Genomic DNA, 14,980 nt, shown 5'->3' with positions numbered 1-14,980 from the left:
ATTGGCCTCAAGATTGGCACGCAACGATGCGGCGCAGCCGTATCGTCAAGATAGTTCAAGCCAGCGGATCCCGGATGTGCTGGTGTTTCCGGGGCTGCGAGGCCCCGGAAACAGTGCGCCTATCGCGATGCTTAGTCGAGCTTCGGATTGAGCAGCGCGTCGATCTTCGGCTCTTTCATGTTGGCCTTGGTGACCAGGTTGGCGCCGGTGTCGACATTGGCCTCGACCTTCTCGCCCTTCGAGGCGGCGAGCGCGGTCTTGATGCCGTCATAGCCCATCCGGTACGGATCCTGGACGACGAGGCCGGAAATGACACCGTCGTTGAGGAACTTGATCAGCTTCTCGTCGCTGTCGAAGCCGATCAGCCCGACCTTGCCAGCCAGGTTGTTCTCGGCAATCGCCTGACCGACGCCCTGCGCCATGATCAGGTTGGAAGCGAAGATGCCCTTCAGGTCCGGGTTGGCGGTGATCAGGTCGGTGGCGATGTTGAGGCCGGTGGTGGCCTGGCCGTCAGCATACTTGTCGGCGATCAGCTCAAGGCCGGGATATTTCGCCTTGAGCTGTTCCTTGAAGCCCTGCGCGCGCTGCTCGAGCGAGCCGGCGCCCGGCAGTGCGGTGATCAGCGCAACCTTGCCTTCTACCTTGCCGCCATTAGCCTCGCCGATGGCCGCGGCAAGTCCGTCAGCGGCGACGCGGCCGCCCTGGACGTTGTCGGTGGTCAGGAACGAGGTGAAGGCCTTGGAGTCGGCGCCGGAGTCGATGCCGATGACCTTGACCTTGGTGGCGGCCTCGTCGATCGGCTTGCCGAGCGCCTTGGCTTCGGTCGGCGCGATGACGACGGCGGCCGGATTGCCGGCGACGGCATTCTCGAGGATCGAGATCTGGCCGTTGACGTCGGTCTCGGCCTGGGCGCCAAGCTCCGGCACGTTGATGCCGAGGTCCTTGCCGGCCTTGCGGGCGCCGGCGAGCACGATCTGCCAGTAGAAGGACGTGGTGTCCTTGACGATGATCGGAATGGTCACGTCCGCCGCCGAGGCCGGCGCCGTGTGCAGCGCGCCAGCGAGCATCGAGGCGGCGGCGAGCGCGACGAAAGCGCGGCGGTTGAGAATGCTGGTCACGAATTTCATGAGGGTTCCTCCCTAGATCGCCCGGTGAAGGTTACGGAAGCTCCGTTCGGATAGGCGCGGCCCAAACAGAACTTTATCAATAAAAAACATTTGCCATTTGTTGATAGTGCATCGACCCCGTCGACGCAAGTGCTGTTTCGTCACGTCTGCGCGACGGCCTTTGCGTTTGCCGTCGCTGCGTTCGAACGCTTCCGATCCTCCCGAATTTGAGATGGAATATTAATTCCACTCATGTGTCAATATGGAATATATGTTCTCTCTCGATCGTGAACTCCCCCGGCCCATGTAGCGCACGGAGCCGGGCAGGAGCTCCGCCTATCAGCCGAGTTCCTGGACCACCGTATAGGGATCGTATTTGGCGTATTCCGCCGGCGCCACCTCGACGTCGAGCAGTTCCAGATTGCGCGTCAGGTTGGCCGGCTTGGCCGTGCCGGTCAGGACCGAGGCCACGACCGGTTCATGCAGCGGAAACTGGAAGGCGGCGGCCGCCAGCGGATAGCCGCCATCGGCCGCGATCCGCTCCATGGCGCCGACGCGGTCGAGGATATCCTTGCTCGCCGGCTGGTAGTCGAAATGCGCGCCATGCACCGGACCGGTCGCCAATATGCCGGAGTTGAAGACACCGCCGATGATCAGGGACGTCTGGCGCCGCCGACAGAGCGGCAGCAGTTCGGCCTCGGCGCTGCGGTCGAGCAGCGAATAGCGGCTGGCGAGCAGGATGCAGTCGAGCGGTGCCCGGCTCAGCACATCGAGGCAGATGCGCACCTCGTTGACGCCAAGCCCGTAGGCGGAAATCGTGCCGGACGACTTCAGCTCCTCCAGCGCCTTCAACCCGCCATCCATGAACTGGCGGAAATGCAGCTTCGTCTGCTCGACGCCATGCGTGTAGGTGCCGATGTCGTGGACAAACAGGATGTCTATCCTGTTCAGCCCAAGCCGCGCATAGCTGAACTCGACCGAGCGCATGATGCCGTCATAGGAATAGTCGTAGTCGAGCGCGAAGGGCAGCGGATCGACGTAGGAATGGTCGGGGACCTGGTCGGCCGGAACGGGGCGGAACAGGCGTCCGACCTTGGTCGACAGCACGTAGGACGAGCGCGGCTTCTGGCGCAGGAAATCGCCGGTCCGGCGCTCCGACAGGCCGAAGCCGTAGAAGGGCGCGGTGTCGAAATAGCGCAGGCCACCGTCCCAGGCCGTCTGCAGCGTTTCCATCGCCGCTTCGCGCGGACAGGCCCGGTAGAGCCCGCCGATCGCGGCGCCGCCGAAGCTGATCTCGCTGACTTCGAGCGCAGTGGTGCCGATCCGGCGCTTGTTCATGCAAAGCCTCCCGCGCCGGCTATCCGTCAGCCGGCCGATGTCTTGTTTGTTTTGACGCAATCCCGGACGGAAAACCGCTTCACGCCTTTTCCTGGAATTGCTCGAGTTGATGTCTAGAGCGTCGCGCCGAGGTGCCAGGGCACGAACTCGTTGTCGCCGTAGCCGAAGGCCTCGCTCTTTGTCTTGCGGCCGGACGCCGTCTCGACGATGAGCTCGAAGATCTCGCGGCCCATGCCGGCGATGGTCTTCTCGCCGGAAGCGATGACGCCGCAATTGACGTCCATGTCCTCTTCCATCTGGTGGTACATGGTCGAGTTGGTGGCGACCTTGATCGACGGTGTCGGCCGGCAGCCGAAGCAGGAGCCGCGGCCGGTGGTGAAGACGATGACGTTGGCGCCGCCCGCCACCTGGCCGGTGGCGGAGACCGGGTCGTAGCCGGGCGTATCCATGAACACCAGGCCGTGGCCGGTGACCTTCTCGGCATAGCCGAAGACGCCGTTGAGCGGCGTCTGGCCGCCCTTGGCGACCGCGCCCAGCGACTTCTCAAGGATGGTGGTCAGGCCGCCGCGCTTGTTGCCGGGCGAAGGGTTGTTGTCGATCGAGGCGCCGTGCTTGGCGACGTGGTCTTCCCACCATTTCACATAGCCGTCGAGCTTGGCCGCGATCTCCGGGCTTGCCGCGCGATAGGCGAGCAGATGCTCGGCGCCGTAGATCTCCGTCGTCTCCGACAGGATGCCGATGCCGCCGACGCCGGCGAGGATGTCCACGGCCGCGCCCAGCGCCGGGTTGGCGGTGATGCCGGACATGCCGTCGGAACCGCCGCATTGCAGGCCGACGACGATCTCGCTGACCGGGATCGGCTCGCGCTCGAGGCGACCGACCTCCTCGGCGATCTCGGCGAGCACGCCCATCGCCTTCTCGACCGATTTGCGCGAGCCGCCGGCGTCCTGGATGTTGAAGTGCCGCTTGCCGGCGGCGACGCCCTTCTGGCCGTAGAGGGTCAACTGATTGACCTCGCAACCCAGCCCGACCATCATCACGCCGCCGAAATTCGGATGCCGGGCATAGCCGGCGAGTGTCCGGTGAAGCACCATCATGCCGTCGCCGGTGCCGCTCATGCCGCAGCCCTGGCCATGCACGATCGGCACGAAGCCGTCGATCCCCGGGTATTTCGGCAAGAGCGTGCGATTGGCCTCGTCGGCGATGGCGTGGCAGACGGTGGCCGAGCAATTGACGCTGGCGATGATGCCAATGAAGTTGCGGGTGCCGGCGCGGCCGTCGGCGCGGCGATAGCCCATGAAGGTGCGGGCGCGGTCGGCCTCGGTCGCGTGCTCGGCTTCGCTCGGCGGCACCACCGGCAGGCGGCCGCTCTCGAAGATCAGATTGTGCGAGTGGACATGTTCGCCGGGTCCGATGTCCTGCGTGGCGCGGCCGATCGCCTGGGCGTATTTCACGACCGCCTCGCCGGTTGCGATCGGCTTGATCGCCACCTTGTGGCCAGGCTCTATCACCGCGACGGCGACAGCGCCGCCCGGCAGCGCCGCGCCGATCTCGATGCGGCCATTGGCGACCGCGACATTGTCGGCGGGAGACAGGAGGATGCTGTTTGCGGCGTTCACGGGCGGGTTCCTGGGATGTTCCTGGGTGCGTGGGCGGATTGACACGCGTGAGTTAATGGATAATGTCTTTTATCGTGAAAAAACATTTTTGCGTCAATTGTTTTTTCGCGAGAGCGCCGCGCGCTTGCGGATGCGAGGGCCAGCCGGCCGGCATCTGAAAGCGATTCCGCTTTACGGCAGCATGCGTTAGGACCATATCGCGCTTCAGGCCGACCGCTGCAAGCGCCGGCGCGCAACGGGGCGGGGGATGTCGAAAAGCAACAACGTCTACAAGGACGCCTACAACCGCTGCCTCAGGCTGCTCGACGAGACGCAGAGCCTGCCGTCGGAACCGGAGCTCGGCACGCTGCTCGGCGTCAGCCGCACCACGGTGCGCAGCATCCTGGCGCGCATGGAAGAAACCGGGCTCATCGCGTGGAACAAGCGCAGCAAGACCGTGCTCAGGGCGCCGCGGCCGGACGACTTCTTCCCCGAGGAGGAGACCGACACGCTGGCCGAGATCATCGAGCGCTCCTTCATGCGCCGGCTGCTTGCCGGCGGCGCCGAGGCCGGCATGCAGATCAACGAGCTGGAGCTGGCGCGCGAGATCGGCGTCGGCACCACCAGCGTGCGCGAATTCCTGATCCGCTTCTCGCGCTTCGGCCTGATCGAGAAGCGACGCAACAGCCACTGGGTGCTGAAGGGTTTTACCCGTGCTTTCGCGATCGAGCTGACCGAGATCCGCGAGATGTTCGAGCTGCGCTCGGCGGCCGCTTTTGCCGCCCTGCCCGAGGAGAGCCCGGTCTGGGCCGATCTCGACCGGCTGGAGGATGAGCACCACCAGCTGGCGCGCGAGATCGCCACGCGCTTCACCGCGTTTTCCGAGCTGGACGAGCGCTTCCATCGGCTGATCCACCGCGCCTCGCACAACCGCTTCATCGTCGATTTCTACGACGTCATCGCCATGATCTTCCACTATCACTACCAGTGGAACAAGGCGCAGGAGCGCGAGCGCAACGAGGTCGCCGTCCAGGAACATCTGGCCTATATCGCGGCGCTGAAATCGCGCGATCTCGGCAGGGTCGACGCCGCTTGCCGCAAACATCTGAAGTCGGCGCGCCAGACGTTGCTGACCTCGATCCCCGAAGGGCGGCAGCCGCAACACGCCTGAGTCGCGCCGGGGTCCCGGCGATACGCATTGGTCGCGCCGCGTTGCCGCAGCCATGATTTGGCGATTTTCGCTCCGTTGGCCGCATGCTAGGTATCTGCCGTTGCTGCGTGGAGAGGCAAAACTTGGACATCCGGCGGGGTCGATGGAGCATGAGGGTCGCGTTCGTCGCGGCCTTGATGCTTTTGCTCCAGTCGGCACTTGGCGCCTTCGCGGCCGGGCCCGCCGCCGCGCAGCTCGACGCCTTCGGCAATGTCATCTGCACGCATGAGGGCGCTGCCCAGCTTCCCGGCAGCGATCCGCACCGGCAGCACATGCCGGCCTGCTGCGTGCTGGGCTGCAGCATGGTTTCCGCGGCCCACGCGCCGCCGCCCGATGCTAGCGTTCCCGCCCGCAGCCTCGTGCTCGAGGCCGTGGTGTTCGCGCCGCCGGCCTTCACCCATGTCGATTTCGCCCGCGATCGCTCTCCATCGAACCCGCGCGCGCCGCCAGCGACGGCCTGATCCGTCCCGGCTCGTCTCGCGGAACCTTTCGCGGGCGCATTCATCCAACTATCGGACCGTCCGCGGCATCGCGGCGGTGCGATCACCGCATCATGGAGCAACCATGTTTTCCTTTATCGCAACGCAGGCCAGCGCGTCTGGCCGCAGCAACCGATCCCGGCGCTGGCAGCGCCTCGGCATCGTCCTTTCCACCCTCGCCATGCTGTTGGTCGGCGCTCGCGCCGCCTTCGCGCATGAATTCAAGGCCGGCGATCTCGAAATCGAGCATCCCTGGTCGCGGGCCACGCCTGCCGGCGCCAAGGTCGCCGGCGGCTATTTCACCATCATCAACAAAGGCAGCTCGCCGGACCGGCTGCTGGCGATTGCCTCCGACATTTCGGAGAAGGCCGAACTGCATGAGATGGGCGTCAAGGACGGCGTCATGACCATGCGCCCGGTCAGCGGCGGCCTCGAAATCCCGCCCGGCGGCAAGGTGGCGCTCAAGCCGGGCGCCTATCACCTGATGTTCGTTGGGCTGAAGCGGCAGCCCAAGCAGGGCGAAAAATTCCCGGCGACGCTAACCTTCGAGAAGGCCGGCAGCGTCACCGTCGAGTTCGAAGTCGAAGGCATGGGTGAAACCGGCGACACCGACATGGACCACGCCGAGTGACCCGGCAATCACACAAACTTCGAGGGACAATCATGAACAAGTATCTTTTGACGGCCGGCGTGCTTTTCGCGCTCGGGACAAATGTGGCGCTGGCCCATGTTACGCTGGAAACCCAGGAAGCGCCTGTCGGTTCTACCTACAAGGCGGTGCTTCGACTGCCACATGGCTGCGAGGGCAAGGCGACGACCGCCGTGCGCGTGCAGATTCCGGAAGGGGTGATCTCGGTGAAGCCGATGCCGAAACCCGGCTGGACGCTGCAGACCAAGAAAGGCAAGTACGAGAAGTCCTACCAGCTCTATGGCGAGACGCTGACCACCGGCGTCAAGGAGGTCGACTGGAGCGGCGGCAATCTGCCGGACGAATTCTATGACGAGTTCGTCTTCAGAGCCAATCTGACGGCGGATCTGCCTGTCGGCCAGATGCTCTACTTCCCCGTCGTACAGGAATGCGAGGGCGGCGCCGCGGCGCGCTGGATCGAGATACCGGCCGCGGGGCAGGAGGAGGACGAGCTGGAAAATCCGGCGCCCGGCATCAAGCTGCTGCCGAAGAAATGATCTCCTGGCGGCGCGCTCCGTTCCAGGGCGCGCGCCGCCTGCTTCGAGATGGTGGCATGAGCGCTTCCACAAGGACCTGCATCGACGACTGGCGAGCTGCCCGGCTTTTTGCCCGGCTTCTGGCCGTCATCTTGCTGTTTGCGGCTATGGCGCTGCCGGACCGCGCCTTCGCGCATGCGGCGCTGATCAACGCCGATCCCGTGGACGGCGCGGTGCTGGCGCAAAGCCCGGCAAGGTTCTCGCTGAGCTTCAGCGAGCCGGTGTCGCCGCTGGTGCTCAACCTGGTGCGGCCGGACGGCACTCGGCTTGTCCTGACCTCCTACCGGCTCGACGATCAGACCATCGAGATCGACAATCCCGAGACGCTGAAAGCCGGCACGCATGTGCTGAGCTGGCGGGTGATTTCGGAGGACGGCCATCCGGTCGGCGGCTCCGTGCTCTTCTCCATCGGCGCGCCGAGCGCTCCGCCGGTGGCTGGGGAGGCGGTCGACTGGGACCTGCGGTCAGCCATCTGGACCGGCAAGGTCCTGCTCTATATCGGCCTGTTTTTCGGTGTCGGCGGCGCCTTCGCGCTTGCCTGGCTGGCCGAGGACCAACGCTGCGGCCGGCGCTTCGTCATCGGCGCGATCCTGTGCGGCCTGGTTGCCGCGCCAATGTCGCTCGGGCTGCAGGGGCTCGATGCGCTGGGCGCGCCGCTTGCCCGGCTGGCGCAGCCGGTGGTCTGGCAGACAGCGTTCGCCACCAGCTTCGGCTGGACCGTTCTGATCGCGCTGATAGCGCTCGGTCTCGGCCTGCTGTCGCTGGCCGGGCCGCGCGGCGGCCGCAAGCCGCTTGCCCTTGCCGGACTGGCCGGCGTCGGCGCCGCGCTCGCCGCCAGCGGCCATGCCAGCGCGGCGGAACCACAATGGCTGACGCGGCCGATGGTGTTCCTACACGGCGCGGGCATCGCCTTCTGGGCCGGCGCGCTGGTGCCGCTCGGGCTTTCGGTGAGGCAGCAGTCGAAGGATGCCGGGGCTTTCCTGCATCGGTTTTCGCGCGCGATCCTGCCGGTCGTCGCCGTGCTTGCCGCCGCCGGCATCGTGCTTGCCGTCATCCAGGTGCAGACGCCGGCGGCGCTGGTCAACACCGCCTATGGCAGGCTGCTGCTGGTCAAGCTGGTGCTGCTCCTGTTCCTGTTCACGCTCGCCACGGTCAACCGCTGGACGCTGACGGCTCCGGCCGAAGCCGGCGCCACCGAGGTGCAGCGGCGGCTGGCGCGCTCGATCGGCGCTGAGGTCCTGATCGTGGCCGCCATCTTCGCCGTCGCCGCCGGCTGGCGTTTCACGCCACCGCCGCGCGCGCTGGCGATCGCCGCCGCGCAGCCGGTGTCGATCCACATCCACACGCTGAAAGCGATGGCCGATCTCAGCATCGTGCCCGGCCATGCCGGCCAAGTCGCGGCCTCGATGGTGATCATGACTGGCGATTTCGGTCCGTTGGACGCCAAGCAGGTGACGCTGGTTCTGTCGAAACCCGATTCCGGCATCGAGCCGATCAAGCGACCGGCGACGAAGCCCGGCGATGGCACCTGGCGCGTCGACAACCTGATCATTCCGGTTCCCGGCCGCTGGACGGTGCGGCTCGATATTCTGGTTTCGGATTTCGAGGTGGTGAAGATAGAGGCGCCGATCGACATCCGCGCCGAGTGACAAATTGCTCGAGGCGGTTGACGCCATCGCAAAGGCCCGTCAATCATCCCGGCAAAACGCGACCAAACGAAATTCGGAAAGCAGGGAAGAAACGATGGAAAAAGCCGAAATCGGCCTGATCGGCCTTGGCACGATGGGCTCCAACCTGGCGCTCAACATCGCCGAGCATGGACACCGCATCGCCGTCTTCAACCGCACCGCGTCGCGCACCGACGCCTTCGTCGCGGGCGCCGGGCCGCTGAAGGACATGGTTGTGCCCTGCTACAGCCTGGAGGAACTCGCCGCCGCGATCCGGCCGCCGCGGCCGATCATCATCATGGTGCTGGCCGGCAAGCCGGTCGACGAGCAGATCGCGGCGCTGCGCGGCGTGCTGTCCGACAACGACATCGTCATCGATGCCGGCAACGCCAATTTCCGCGACACGATGCGGCGCTTCTCCGAGCTCTCCGGCTCGGGCCTGACCTTCATCGGCATGGGCGTGTCCGGCGGCGAGGAGGGCGCGCGGCATGGCCCGTCGATCATGGTCGGCGGCACGGAAGACTCCTGGAAGCGCGTCGAGAAGGTGCTGACGGCCATCTCCGCCAAGTTCAAGGACGAGCCCTGCGCCGCCTGGCTCGGCACCGACGGCGCCGGCCATTTCGTCAAGACGATCCACAACGGCATCGAATATGCCGACATGCAGATGATCGCCGAGATCTACGGCATATTGCGCGACGGCCTCGGCCTGGGCCCGAAAGAAATCGGCGCCGTCTTCGCCGACTGGAACAAGGGCCGGCTCAATTCGTATCTGATCGAAATCACCGCCAAGGTGCTGGCCGCCGACGATCCGAAGACCGGCAAGCCGGTGGTCGACATCATCCTCGACCGCGCGGGCCAGAAGGGCACCGGCAAATGGTCGGTCATCGAGGCGCAGCAACTCGGCATTCCGGCGACCGCGATCGAAGCGGCGGTTGCGGCGCGCGTGCTGTCGTCGATCAAGGATGAGCGGCAGGCAGCGGAAAAGGCCTATGGCAATATCGGCGTCGCCAAGATCGCCGGCGACAAGGCCGCCCTGCTCAAGGATCTGGAGCTGGCGCTGTTCGCCGGCAAGATCGCCGCCTACGCGCAGGGTTTCGCGGTGATGAGCGGCGCCTCGAAGGAATTCAACTGGAACCTGCCGATGCCGACCATCGCCAAGATATGGCGCGCCGGCTGCATCATCCGCTCGCAGATGCTGGACACGATGGCCGAGGCGTTCGGCTCTGGCAGCGCGTCAACCAATCTTCTGATGGCGCCGGCCTTCATCGCCATGATGCAGGAGGCGCATCCTTCACTGCGCAGGATCGTGGCGCGGGCGTCGGAAGCCGGCTCGCCGGTGCCGGCGCTGTCGTCGGCGCTCGCTTACTTCGACAGCTACCGCCAGGGGCGCGGCACCTCGAATCTGATCCAGGCGCAACGCGATTTCTTCGGCGCGCACGGCTTCGAGCGCATCGGCGAGCAGGGCGCGTGCCATGGACCCTGGGGCAGCGGCGCGGCCTAAGGGCAGGTAAGGCCGGCCTGCAAATGGCGGCCTCCTGCGCTTCTACTCCGGTTCTCGGAAGCCACCCAGTTTGGTCGCTTCGCGCCCGTCTTCGACTCCGACTCGGCCTGACCTGTCTCTCAAGTCGCGCCAATCAGCCGCGATAGGGCAGAACCTCGCTCGGCTTGCTCAGCGATTGCAGCGAGCCGGGTTCGGAGCCGCCGATCCAGCCGAGCACCGAGCGGGCCAGCTCGGAGCCGGCAAGGCGGAAGTTCTCGTTGACGACCAGCAGTTCCCGCCGGAACAGATGCAGCAGTTCCGACGACTGCTTCGACACCACGTCGACGTCGCGGCCGAGCTTCAGGCCGGCATCCTCGATGCCGGCGACGACGGCGAGCGTCGCCGCGGCGGCGCTGCTGACGAACCCGTCCGGCCGGTCCCGGCGCTGCATCAACTGCGCCGTCCGCATCCTGATCTGCTCGATCGACTGGTCGATGGACACGGTGTTGAACGGCACCTCGCTGGCGCCGACGTCACTCAGCGCGTCGGCAAAGCCGTTCAGCGTATGGCCATAGTAGGTGAGGCCGACCGGTGGCGTCACAAGGGCGAGCCGGCTGCGGCCGATGCTGGCGAGATAGCGCACCGCCTCGCCTGCGAAGGCGTAGTTGTCGAAATCATGATAGGGGTGCACGAGCCCCATGTCGGTGCGGCCGTGCGTGGCAAAGGGAATGCCGCGCTCCAGCATGTAGCGGGCGCGCGGATCGTCCGGCTGGGTGCGCGAAATGATGATGCCGTCGGCCGAGCCCGTCTCGACCAGATAGCGTATCGGATCCAGCGGATCCTGCGAGCGCGAATAGGGCGTGACGATCAGGTGATAGGGCGTGTCGGCGATCACCTCCGAGACACCGTAGATGATGTCCGAAACAAAGCTCATGATCTCGCGCTCGGTGTTGAGCACGAGGCTGATGACATTGGTCTTGCCGGTCCTGAGGCGCACGCCGGCGCGGTTCGGCCGGTAGCCTATCTGCCTGGCGACGAGTTGCACGCGCCGCCTGGTCTCGGCGCCGATCTCGGGGGCGTCCTTCAAGGCGCGCGACACGGTGGTGACGCCCAGCCCCGTCATGAAGGCAAGCGTCTTCAGCGTCGGCCTGGCCGGCGTTTCGCCATCCCTGTCCGTCTGGTCCCTGTCCATATCGTCCCGCCCGTCAGGCGCATAGCAGTCGCCGGGCCGGCCGGCAATCGCCGCTATCGTCAGGCGGGCAGTCCCCGTCCGACAAAATCCCCATACACTGAAACGTTACAGATTGTCACGACCGTTGTCTGTTCTGGGCCAGGTCTGCCTTTTCCTGGCGTGCTCTCCCGGCTCGGAAAGTCGTTGGGAATCAGCGCGGAAGGCGTTTCGGGCAAGTTTTTTGCCAGCTTCTAGCGTTTTGCAGCGCAGCTTTGCGTGTTGCGGTGCACAAACTCGTGGCTGGCGGAACTATTTTGTTCGCGCTCCGAAAAATATCGAAGCGGGGTTTGCGTGAGGGGTTGCGCATGTCGTGCAATTGCCGTATCGAAAATCTGTAACGTTTCAGATTCTTGGGAGGAACCGAAATGCGATACAAAATCCTGACTCCTGCGCTGGCGGCGACGGCCGCGCTGCAGTTCGCCGGTCCGGCGGCCGCAACCGACCTGGAAGTGATTCACTGGTGGACGTCGAAGGGCGAGTCGGCGGCGGTCTCGCAGTTCGCAAAGGCCTTTGACAATGACGGCCACGGCGACAAGTGGGTGGACAGCGCCATCGCTCTCGGCGAGACCGCCCGCTCTACCGTCATGCAGCGCGTGCTCGGCGGTGACCCACCCGGGGCGGCCCAGTTCAATCCCGGCCGACAATACGAGGAACTGATCTCGGGCGGCAAGCTGCTCGACCTGACGGACGTCGCGACCGCTGGCAAGTGGGATGAGGTCATTCGCCCGAAGGCGATCGGCAGCGCCTGCCTCGTCGACGGCCATTGGTGGTGCGTTCCGGTTAACATCCATTCGAACTACTGGGCCTGGTATTCCAAGCCGGTCTTCGAGAAAGCGGGAGTGCCGGAGCCGAAGAACCTGGCCGATTTCATCGCGGCCGCGCCGAAGATCAAGGAATCAGGCGCCATTCCCTTCGCCATCGGCGGCGACGGAAACGGCTGGCAGATCCAGTTGCTCTTCCAGGACATGGTCACCGAGGCCCTCGGTGTCGCCAAGCGTGACGAGATGTATACCAAGAAGAGCGCCGAAATTGCCGGCGGCGCCGAGATGAAAGGCGTCTTCACGCAGCTGAGGTCGCTGAAGCAGTTCACCGACAACGGCTACGCCAACCGCAACTGGAACGACACCACCAACCTGGTGATCACCGGCAAGGCCGGACTTCAGGTGATGGGCGACTGGGCGCGCGGCGAGTTCGCGGCCGCCGGCATGACCGGCGTCAAGGATTTCGGCTGCATGATCGGCCTGAACGAGGAGAAGCCGGTGGTCAGCACCGACGGCGACATTATCCTGTTCTTCAAGCAGAACAATCCGGATGTCGAAGCAGCGCAGAAACGCCTTGCGGCGTTGCTGATCAGCCCGGAGGTTCAGGTCGCCTTCAACAACGCCAAGGGTTCGATGCCCGTGCGTGGCGATGTCGACATGTCGACGGCCGACCCGTGCATGCAGAAGTCGCTGAAAGCGGTGGAAGACCCGGCCAACATCGTCACGGCGACGAACCGGTTCATCACCGAGAACACCAATCAGCAGATCAATGAGCTCGTCGCGCAGTTCTTCGCGGATGACTCCATGACTGCTGACGACGCCACTGCGAAGTTCTCTACCATCATAGGCAATTCCGACTAGGAACCGATCAGCACCCAGAGGCGCCGCTGTTGCGGCGGCGCCTCTGTCGCGTCTCGACGGGAAAGAGCCGTTCCCTCGGCGACGGGTTCATAGCAGCAGGACGGGAAGCAGCAGCGGTACGCAACCCGGTGGTTCTGACAACGGCGTTCACGTCGGCAAACCACCCAGCGTGTCGGTGGAAGCGGAGATAGACGGACGATGCAGAGGAGTTGGAGGCGCAGATTTCACCTCCCCGCCGTCATCGGGACGATACCGATGATTCTCGTCGCCGTCGGCGTGTTCGTGATCGGCATCGGCTTTTCGGTGCTTTGGTCCTTCACCAGCTCGAAGCTGTTCCCCACCTACGATTTCGTCGGCCTGGCGCAATACAGGCGCCTGTGGGCCGATAGCCGCTGGCTCGTCTCGGTCAACAACATCTGGTTCTTCGGCCTGATGTCCATCACCTGCAACATGGTGTTCGGCTACCTGCTCGCCGTTTTCATGGACCAGCGTATCCGCCAGGAGGACCTGTTCCGATCGATCTTCCTGTATCCCTTCGCCATGTCACTGATCGTCACTGGCTTGGTGTGGCAGTGGGTGCTCGACCCCAATCTCGGTCTGCAGGCGGCGCTGCGCAATCTGGGCTGGTCGAGCTTCAGCTTCGCCCCGCTGGTCGACGCCGAGACGGCGATATACGCGCTGGTCGTGGCGGGTATCTGGCAGGGCTCGGGCGTGACGATGGCGATCCTGCTTGCAGGCCTGCGCGGCATCGACGAGGATATCTGGAAAGCGGCGAAGGTCGACGGCATCCCGACGTGGCGCACGCACCTTTCCATCGTGGCGCCGATGATGAAGGGCGCCTTCGCCACCGCCTTCGTTCTCCAGTGCGTCAGCGTGGTGCGCGTCTACGACCTGGTGATCGCCATGACCGGCGGCGGTCCCGGCATCGCCACGTCCATGCCGGCAGTCTACGTCATCCAGCTCATCACCGTGCGTCAGAACGTCGGCCAGGGCATGGCCGCGGCAACGATGATGCTGCTGCCGGTTTTGGTCGTGCTAGCTTTCAGCGGAATTCTGCTGTGGCGGCGCAATCGGGAGGTGGGCGTATGACCGCTGGCCAGATCACCGCCACCCAGCTCGTCCAGGAAGCGCCGGATCAGGCCGGCGTGGGTCCGTTCGGGCCGAAACCGCGACGGGTATCTGCCGGCCGCATCGGCCTTTACGCTTTCCTGATCGTTGCGGCCCTCTTCTTCCTGATCCCGGTCTACATCATGATCGTCACCTCCCTGAAGGGGATGCCCGAGATCAGGCTGGGACATCTCTTCAACCTTCCGGGCGAGCCGACCTTTCAGCCCTGGATCGACGCCTGGCTGCATGCCTGCACCGGCCGCGACTGCAACGGCCTCAGTCCAGGCTTCTACAATTCGGTGAAGATCACCGTTCCGAGCGTGGTCATCTCGATCATCTGCGCGTCGATCAACGGTTACGCGCTGACCTTCTGGCCGTACAAGGGCGCCAACCTGCTCTTTGGCTTGCTCGTGTTCGGCGCCTTCGTGCCCTATCAGGTCGTGATCTATCCATTGATCATCGGACTGAGTTCGGTCGGGCTGTTCGCGTCGCTGCCCGGCATCATCATCGTGCACACGATCTTCGGAATGCCCATCCTGACGCTGCTGTTCCGCAATTTCTACGCGGCGATACCGGTCGAGCTGTTCAAGGCGGCGCGTGTCGACGGCGCAGGTTTCTGGCGCATCTTCTTTTACATCATGCTGCCTATGTCGGTGCCGATCACCGTCGTCGCCGTCATCCTGCAAGTCACCGGCATCTGGAACGATTTCCTGTTCGGCATCGTGTTTGCCGGGCGGCCCAATTGGCCGATGACGGTGCAGCTCAATAATATCGTCAACACCACCACCGGGGTGAGGGAGTACAATGTCAACATGGCGGCCACCATCCTGACGGCGGCGGTGCCCCTGCTCATCTACTTCATCTCCGGAAGATGGTTCGTGCGCGGCATCGCCGCCGGCGCGGTGAAAGGCTAGTGGA

The 14,980-nt window shown here is 64.8% G+C and carries 14 protein-coding genes; 10 read left to right on the top strand and 4 right to left on the bottom strand.

From position 1 onward, the window contains the following. Nucleotides 1–131 precede the first annotated feature (131 nt). From EN846_RS09200 to EN846_RS09190, 3 genes are all read right to left on the bottom strand, one after another. Complete coding sequence (locus tag EN846_RS09200; RefSeq protein ID WP_127282989.1) at nt 132–1,127, bottom strand: ABC transporter substrate-binding protein; 996 nt, start codon at nt 1,125–1,127, stop codon at nt 132–134. Between the two features lie 318 nt (nt 1,128–1,445). Beyond that, nucleotides 1,446–2,444, bottom strand: coding sequence for an aldo/keto reductase (locus tag EN846_RS09195; RefSeq protein WP_127282990.1), 999 nt, complete (start codon nt 2,442–2,444; stop codon nt 1,446–1,448). 113 nt (nt 2,445–2,557) lie between these two features. Beyond that, complete coding sequence (locus EN846_RS09190) at nt 2,558–4,063, bottom strand: altronate dehydratase family protein (RefSeq protein ID WP_127282991.1); 1,506 nt, start codon at nt 4,061–4,063, stop codon at nt 2,558–2,560. Between EN846_RS09190 and EN846_RS09185 the strand changes: the two genes are divergently transcribed. The 7 genes from EN846_RS09185 to gndA all read left to right on the top strand — a co-directional run bounded on the left by EN846_RS09185 (nt 4,044) and on the right by gndA (nt 10,123). Then, nucleotides 4,044–4,253, top strand: coding sequence for a hypothetical protein (locus EN846_RS09185; RefSeq protein ID WP_127394124.1), 210 nt, complete (start codon nt 4,044–4,046; stop codon nt 4,251–4,253). The genes EN846_RS09190 and EN846_RS09185 overlap by 20 nt on opposite strands. Nucleotides 4,254–4,310: 57 nt before the next feature. Beyond that, a complete protein-coding gene (locus EN846_RS09180) occupies nt 4,311–5,213 on the top strand; it encodes a GntR family transcriptional regulator (protein WP_127282993.1) in 903 nt (300 codons plus the stop codon). Nucleotides 5,214–5,362: 149 nt separating this feature from the next. Next, on the top strand, nt 5,363–5,713 hold the full coding sequence (locus EN846_RS09175; protein WP_128346118.1) for a DUF2946 family protein: 351 nt from the start codon (nt 5,363–5,365) through the stop codon (nt 5,711–5,713). 103 nt (nt 5,714–5,816) lie between these two features. Beyond that, complete coding sequence (locus EN846_RS09170; RefSeq protein WP_128346119.1) at nt 5,817–6,362, top strand: copper chaperone PCu(A)C; 546 nt, start codon at nt 5,817–5,819, stop codon at nt 6,360–6,362. 32 nt (nt 6,363–6,394) lie between these two features. Beyond that, nucleotides 6,395–6,916 carry a YcnI family protein gene (locus EN846_RS09165; protein WP_127393814.1) on the top strand — a complete coding sequence of 174 codons (522 nt, stop codon included), beginning with the start codon at nt 6,395–6,397 and terminating at the stop codon, nt 6,914–6,916. 56 nt (nt 6,917–6,972) lie between these two features. Then, nucleotides 6,973–8,604, top strand: coding sequence for a copper resistance CopC/CopD family protein (locus EN846_RS09160; RefSeq protein ID WP_127393813.1), 1,632 nt, complete (start codon nt 6,973–6,975; stop codon nt 8,602–8,604). A gap of 94 nt (nt 8,605–8,698) precedes the next feature. Next, nucleotides 8,699–10,123, top strand: coding sequence for an NADP-dependent phosphogluconate dehydrogenase (gene gndA, locus EN846_RS09155; protein WP_127393812.1), 1,425 nt, complete (start codon nt 8,699–8,701; stop codon nt 10,121–10,123). 133 nt (nt 10,124–10,256) lie between these two features. Here the strand turns inward: gndA and EN846_RS09150 are convergent, their stop codons facing one another. Continuing rightward, nucleotides 10,257–11,294, bottom strand: a complete 1,038-nt coding sequence (locus EN846_RS09150) for a LacI family transcriptional regulator (RefSeq protein ID WP_128346823.1) — start codon at nt 11,292–11,294, stop codon at nt 10,257–10,259. Between the two features lie 404 nt (nt 11,295–11,698). Between EN846_RS09150 and EN846_RS09145 the strand changes: the two genes are divergently transcribed. The 3 genes from EN846_RS09145 (at nt 11,699) to EN846_RS09135 (ending at nt 14,976) form a co-directional block, all read left to right on the top strand. Beyond that, the gene (locus EN846_RS09145; RefSeq protein WP_127392325.1) at nt 11,699–12,955 is read left to right on the top strand and encodes an ABC transporter substrate-binding protein; all 1,257 of its coding nucleotides are present in this window, start codon (nt 11,699–11,701) and stop codon (nt 12,953–12,955) included. A gap of 198 nt (nt 12,956–13,153) precedes the next feature. After that, entirely contained in the window at nt 13,154–14,044 is an 891-nt protein-coding gene (locus tag EN846_RS09140) for a sugar ABC transporter permease (RefSeq protein WP_127392326.1), read from the top strand. Further along, nucleotides 14,041–14,976, top strand: coding sequence for a carbohydrate ABC transporter permease (locus tag EN846_RS09135; protein ID WP_127392327.1), 936 nt, complete (start codon nt 14,041–14,043; stop codon nt 14,974–14,976). Before EN846_RS09140 ends, EN846_RS09135 begins: the two co-directional genes overlap by 4 nt. The last annotated feature ends 4 nt before the right edge of the window (nt 14,977–14,980 follow it).

The sequence above is a fragment of the Mesorhizobium sp. M4B.F.Ca.ET.203.01.1.1 genome, from assembly GCF_004791025.1.
Taxonomy (GTDB): Bacteria; Pseudomonadota; Alphaproteobacteria; order Rhizobiales; family Rhizobiaceae; genus Mesorhizobium; species Mesorhizobium abyssinicae.
The sequence above is the reverse complement of the archived record's forward strand: the minus strand, read 5'-3'. Positions and strand labels throughout refer to the sequence as shown.

Bases quoted from the DNA above. Each gene is read 5' to 3' on its own strand.
- EN846_RS09145 (WP_127392325.1), top strand. From the start codon at position 11,699: ATGCGATACAAAATCCTGACTCCTGCGCTGGCGGCGACGGCCGCGCTG.
- EN846_RS09175 (WP_128346118.1), top strand. From the start codon at position 5,363: ATGAGGGTCGCGTTCGTCGCGGCCTTGATGCTTTTGCTCCAGTCGGCA.
- EN846_RS09160 (WP_127393813.1), top strand. From the start codon at position 6,973: ATGAGCGCTTCCACAAGGACCTGCATCGACGACTGGCGAGCTGCCCGG.
- EN846_RS09185 (WP_127394124.1), top strand. From the start codon at position 4,044: ATGCTGTTTGCGGCGTTCACGGGCGGGTTCCTGGGATGTTCCTGGGTG.
- EN846_RS09170 (WP_128346119.1), top strand. From the start codon at position 5,817: ATGTTTTCCTTTATCGCAACGCAGGCCAGCGCGTCTGGCCGCAGCAAC.
- EN846_RS09165 (WP_127393814.1), top strand. From the start codon at position 6,395: ATGAACAAGTATCTTTTGACGGCCGGCGTGCTTTTCGCGCTCGGGACA.
- EN846_RS09140 (WP_127392326.1), top strand. From the start codon at position 13,154: ATGCAGAGGAGTTGGAGGCGCAGATTTCACCTCCCCGCCGTCATCGGG.
- EN846_RS09200 (WP_127282989.1), bottom strand. From the start codon at position 1,127: ATGAAATTCGTGACCAGCATTCTCAACCGCCGCGCTTTCGTCGCGCTC.
- EN846_RS09135 (WP_127392327.1), top strand. From the start codon at position 14,041: ATGACCGCTGGCCAGATCACCGCCACCCAGCTCGTCCAGGAAGCGCCG.
- EN846_RS09150 (WP_128346823.1), bottom strand. From the start codon at position 11,294: ATGGACAGGGACCAGACGGACAGGGATGGCGAAACGCCGGCCAGGCCG.
- EN846_RS09195 (WP_127282990.1), bottom strand. From the start codon at position 2,444: ATGAACAAGCGCCGGATCGGCACCACTGCGCTCGAAGTCAGCGAGATC.
- EN846_RS09180 (WP_127282993.1), top strand. From the start codon at position 4,311: ATGTCGAAAAGCAACAACGTCTACAAGGACGCCTACAACCGCTGCCTC.
- gndA (WP_127393812.1), top strand. From the start codon at position 8,699: ATGGAAAAAGCCGAAATCGGCCTGATCGGCCTTGGCACGATGGGCTCC.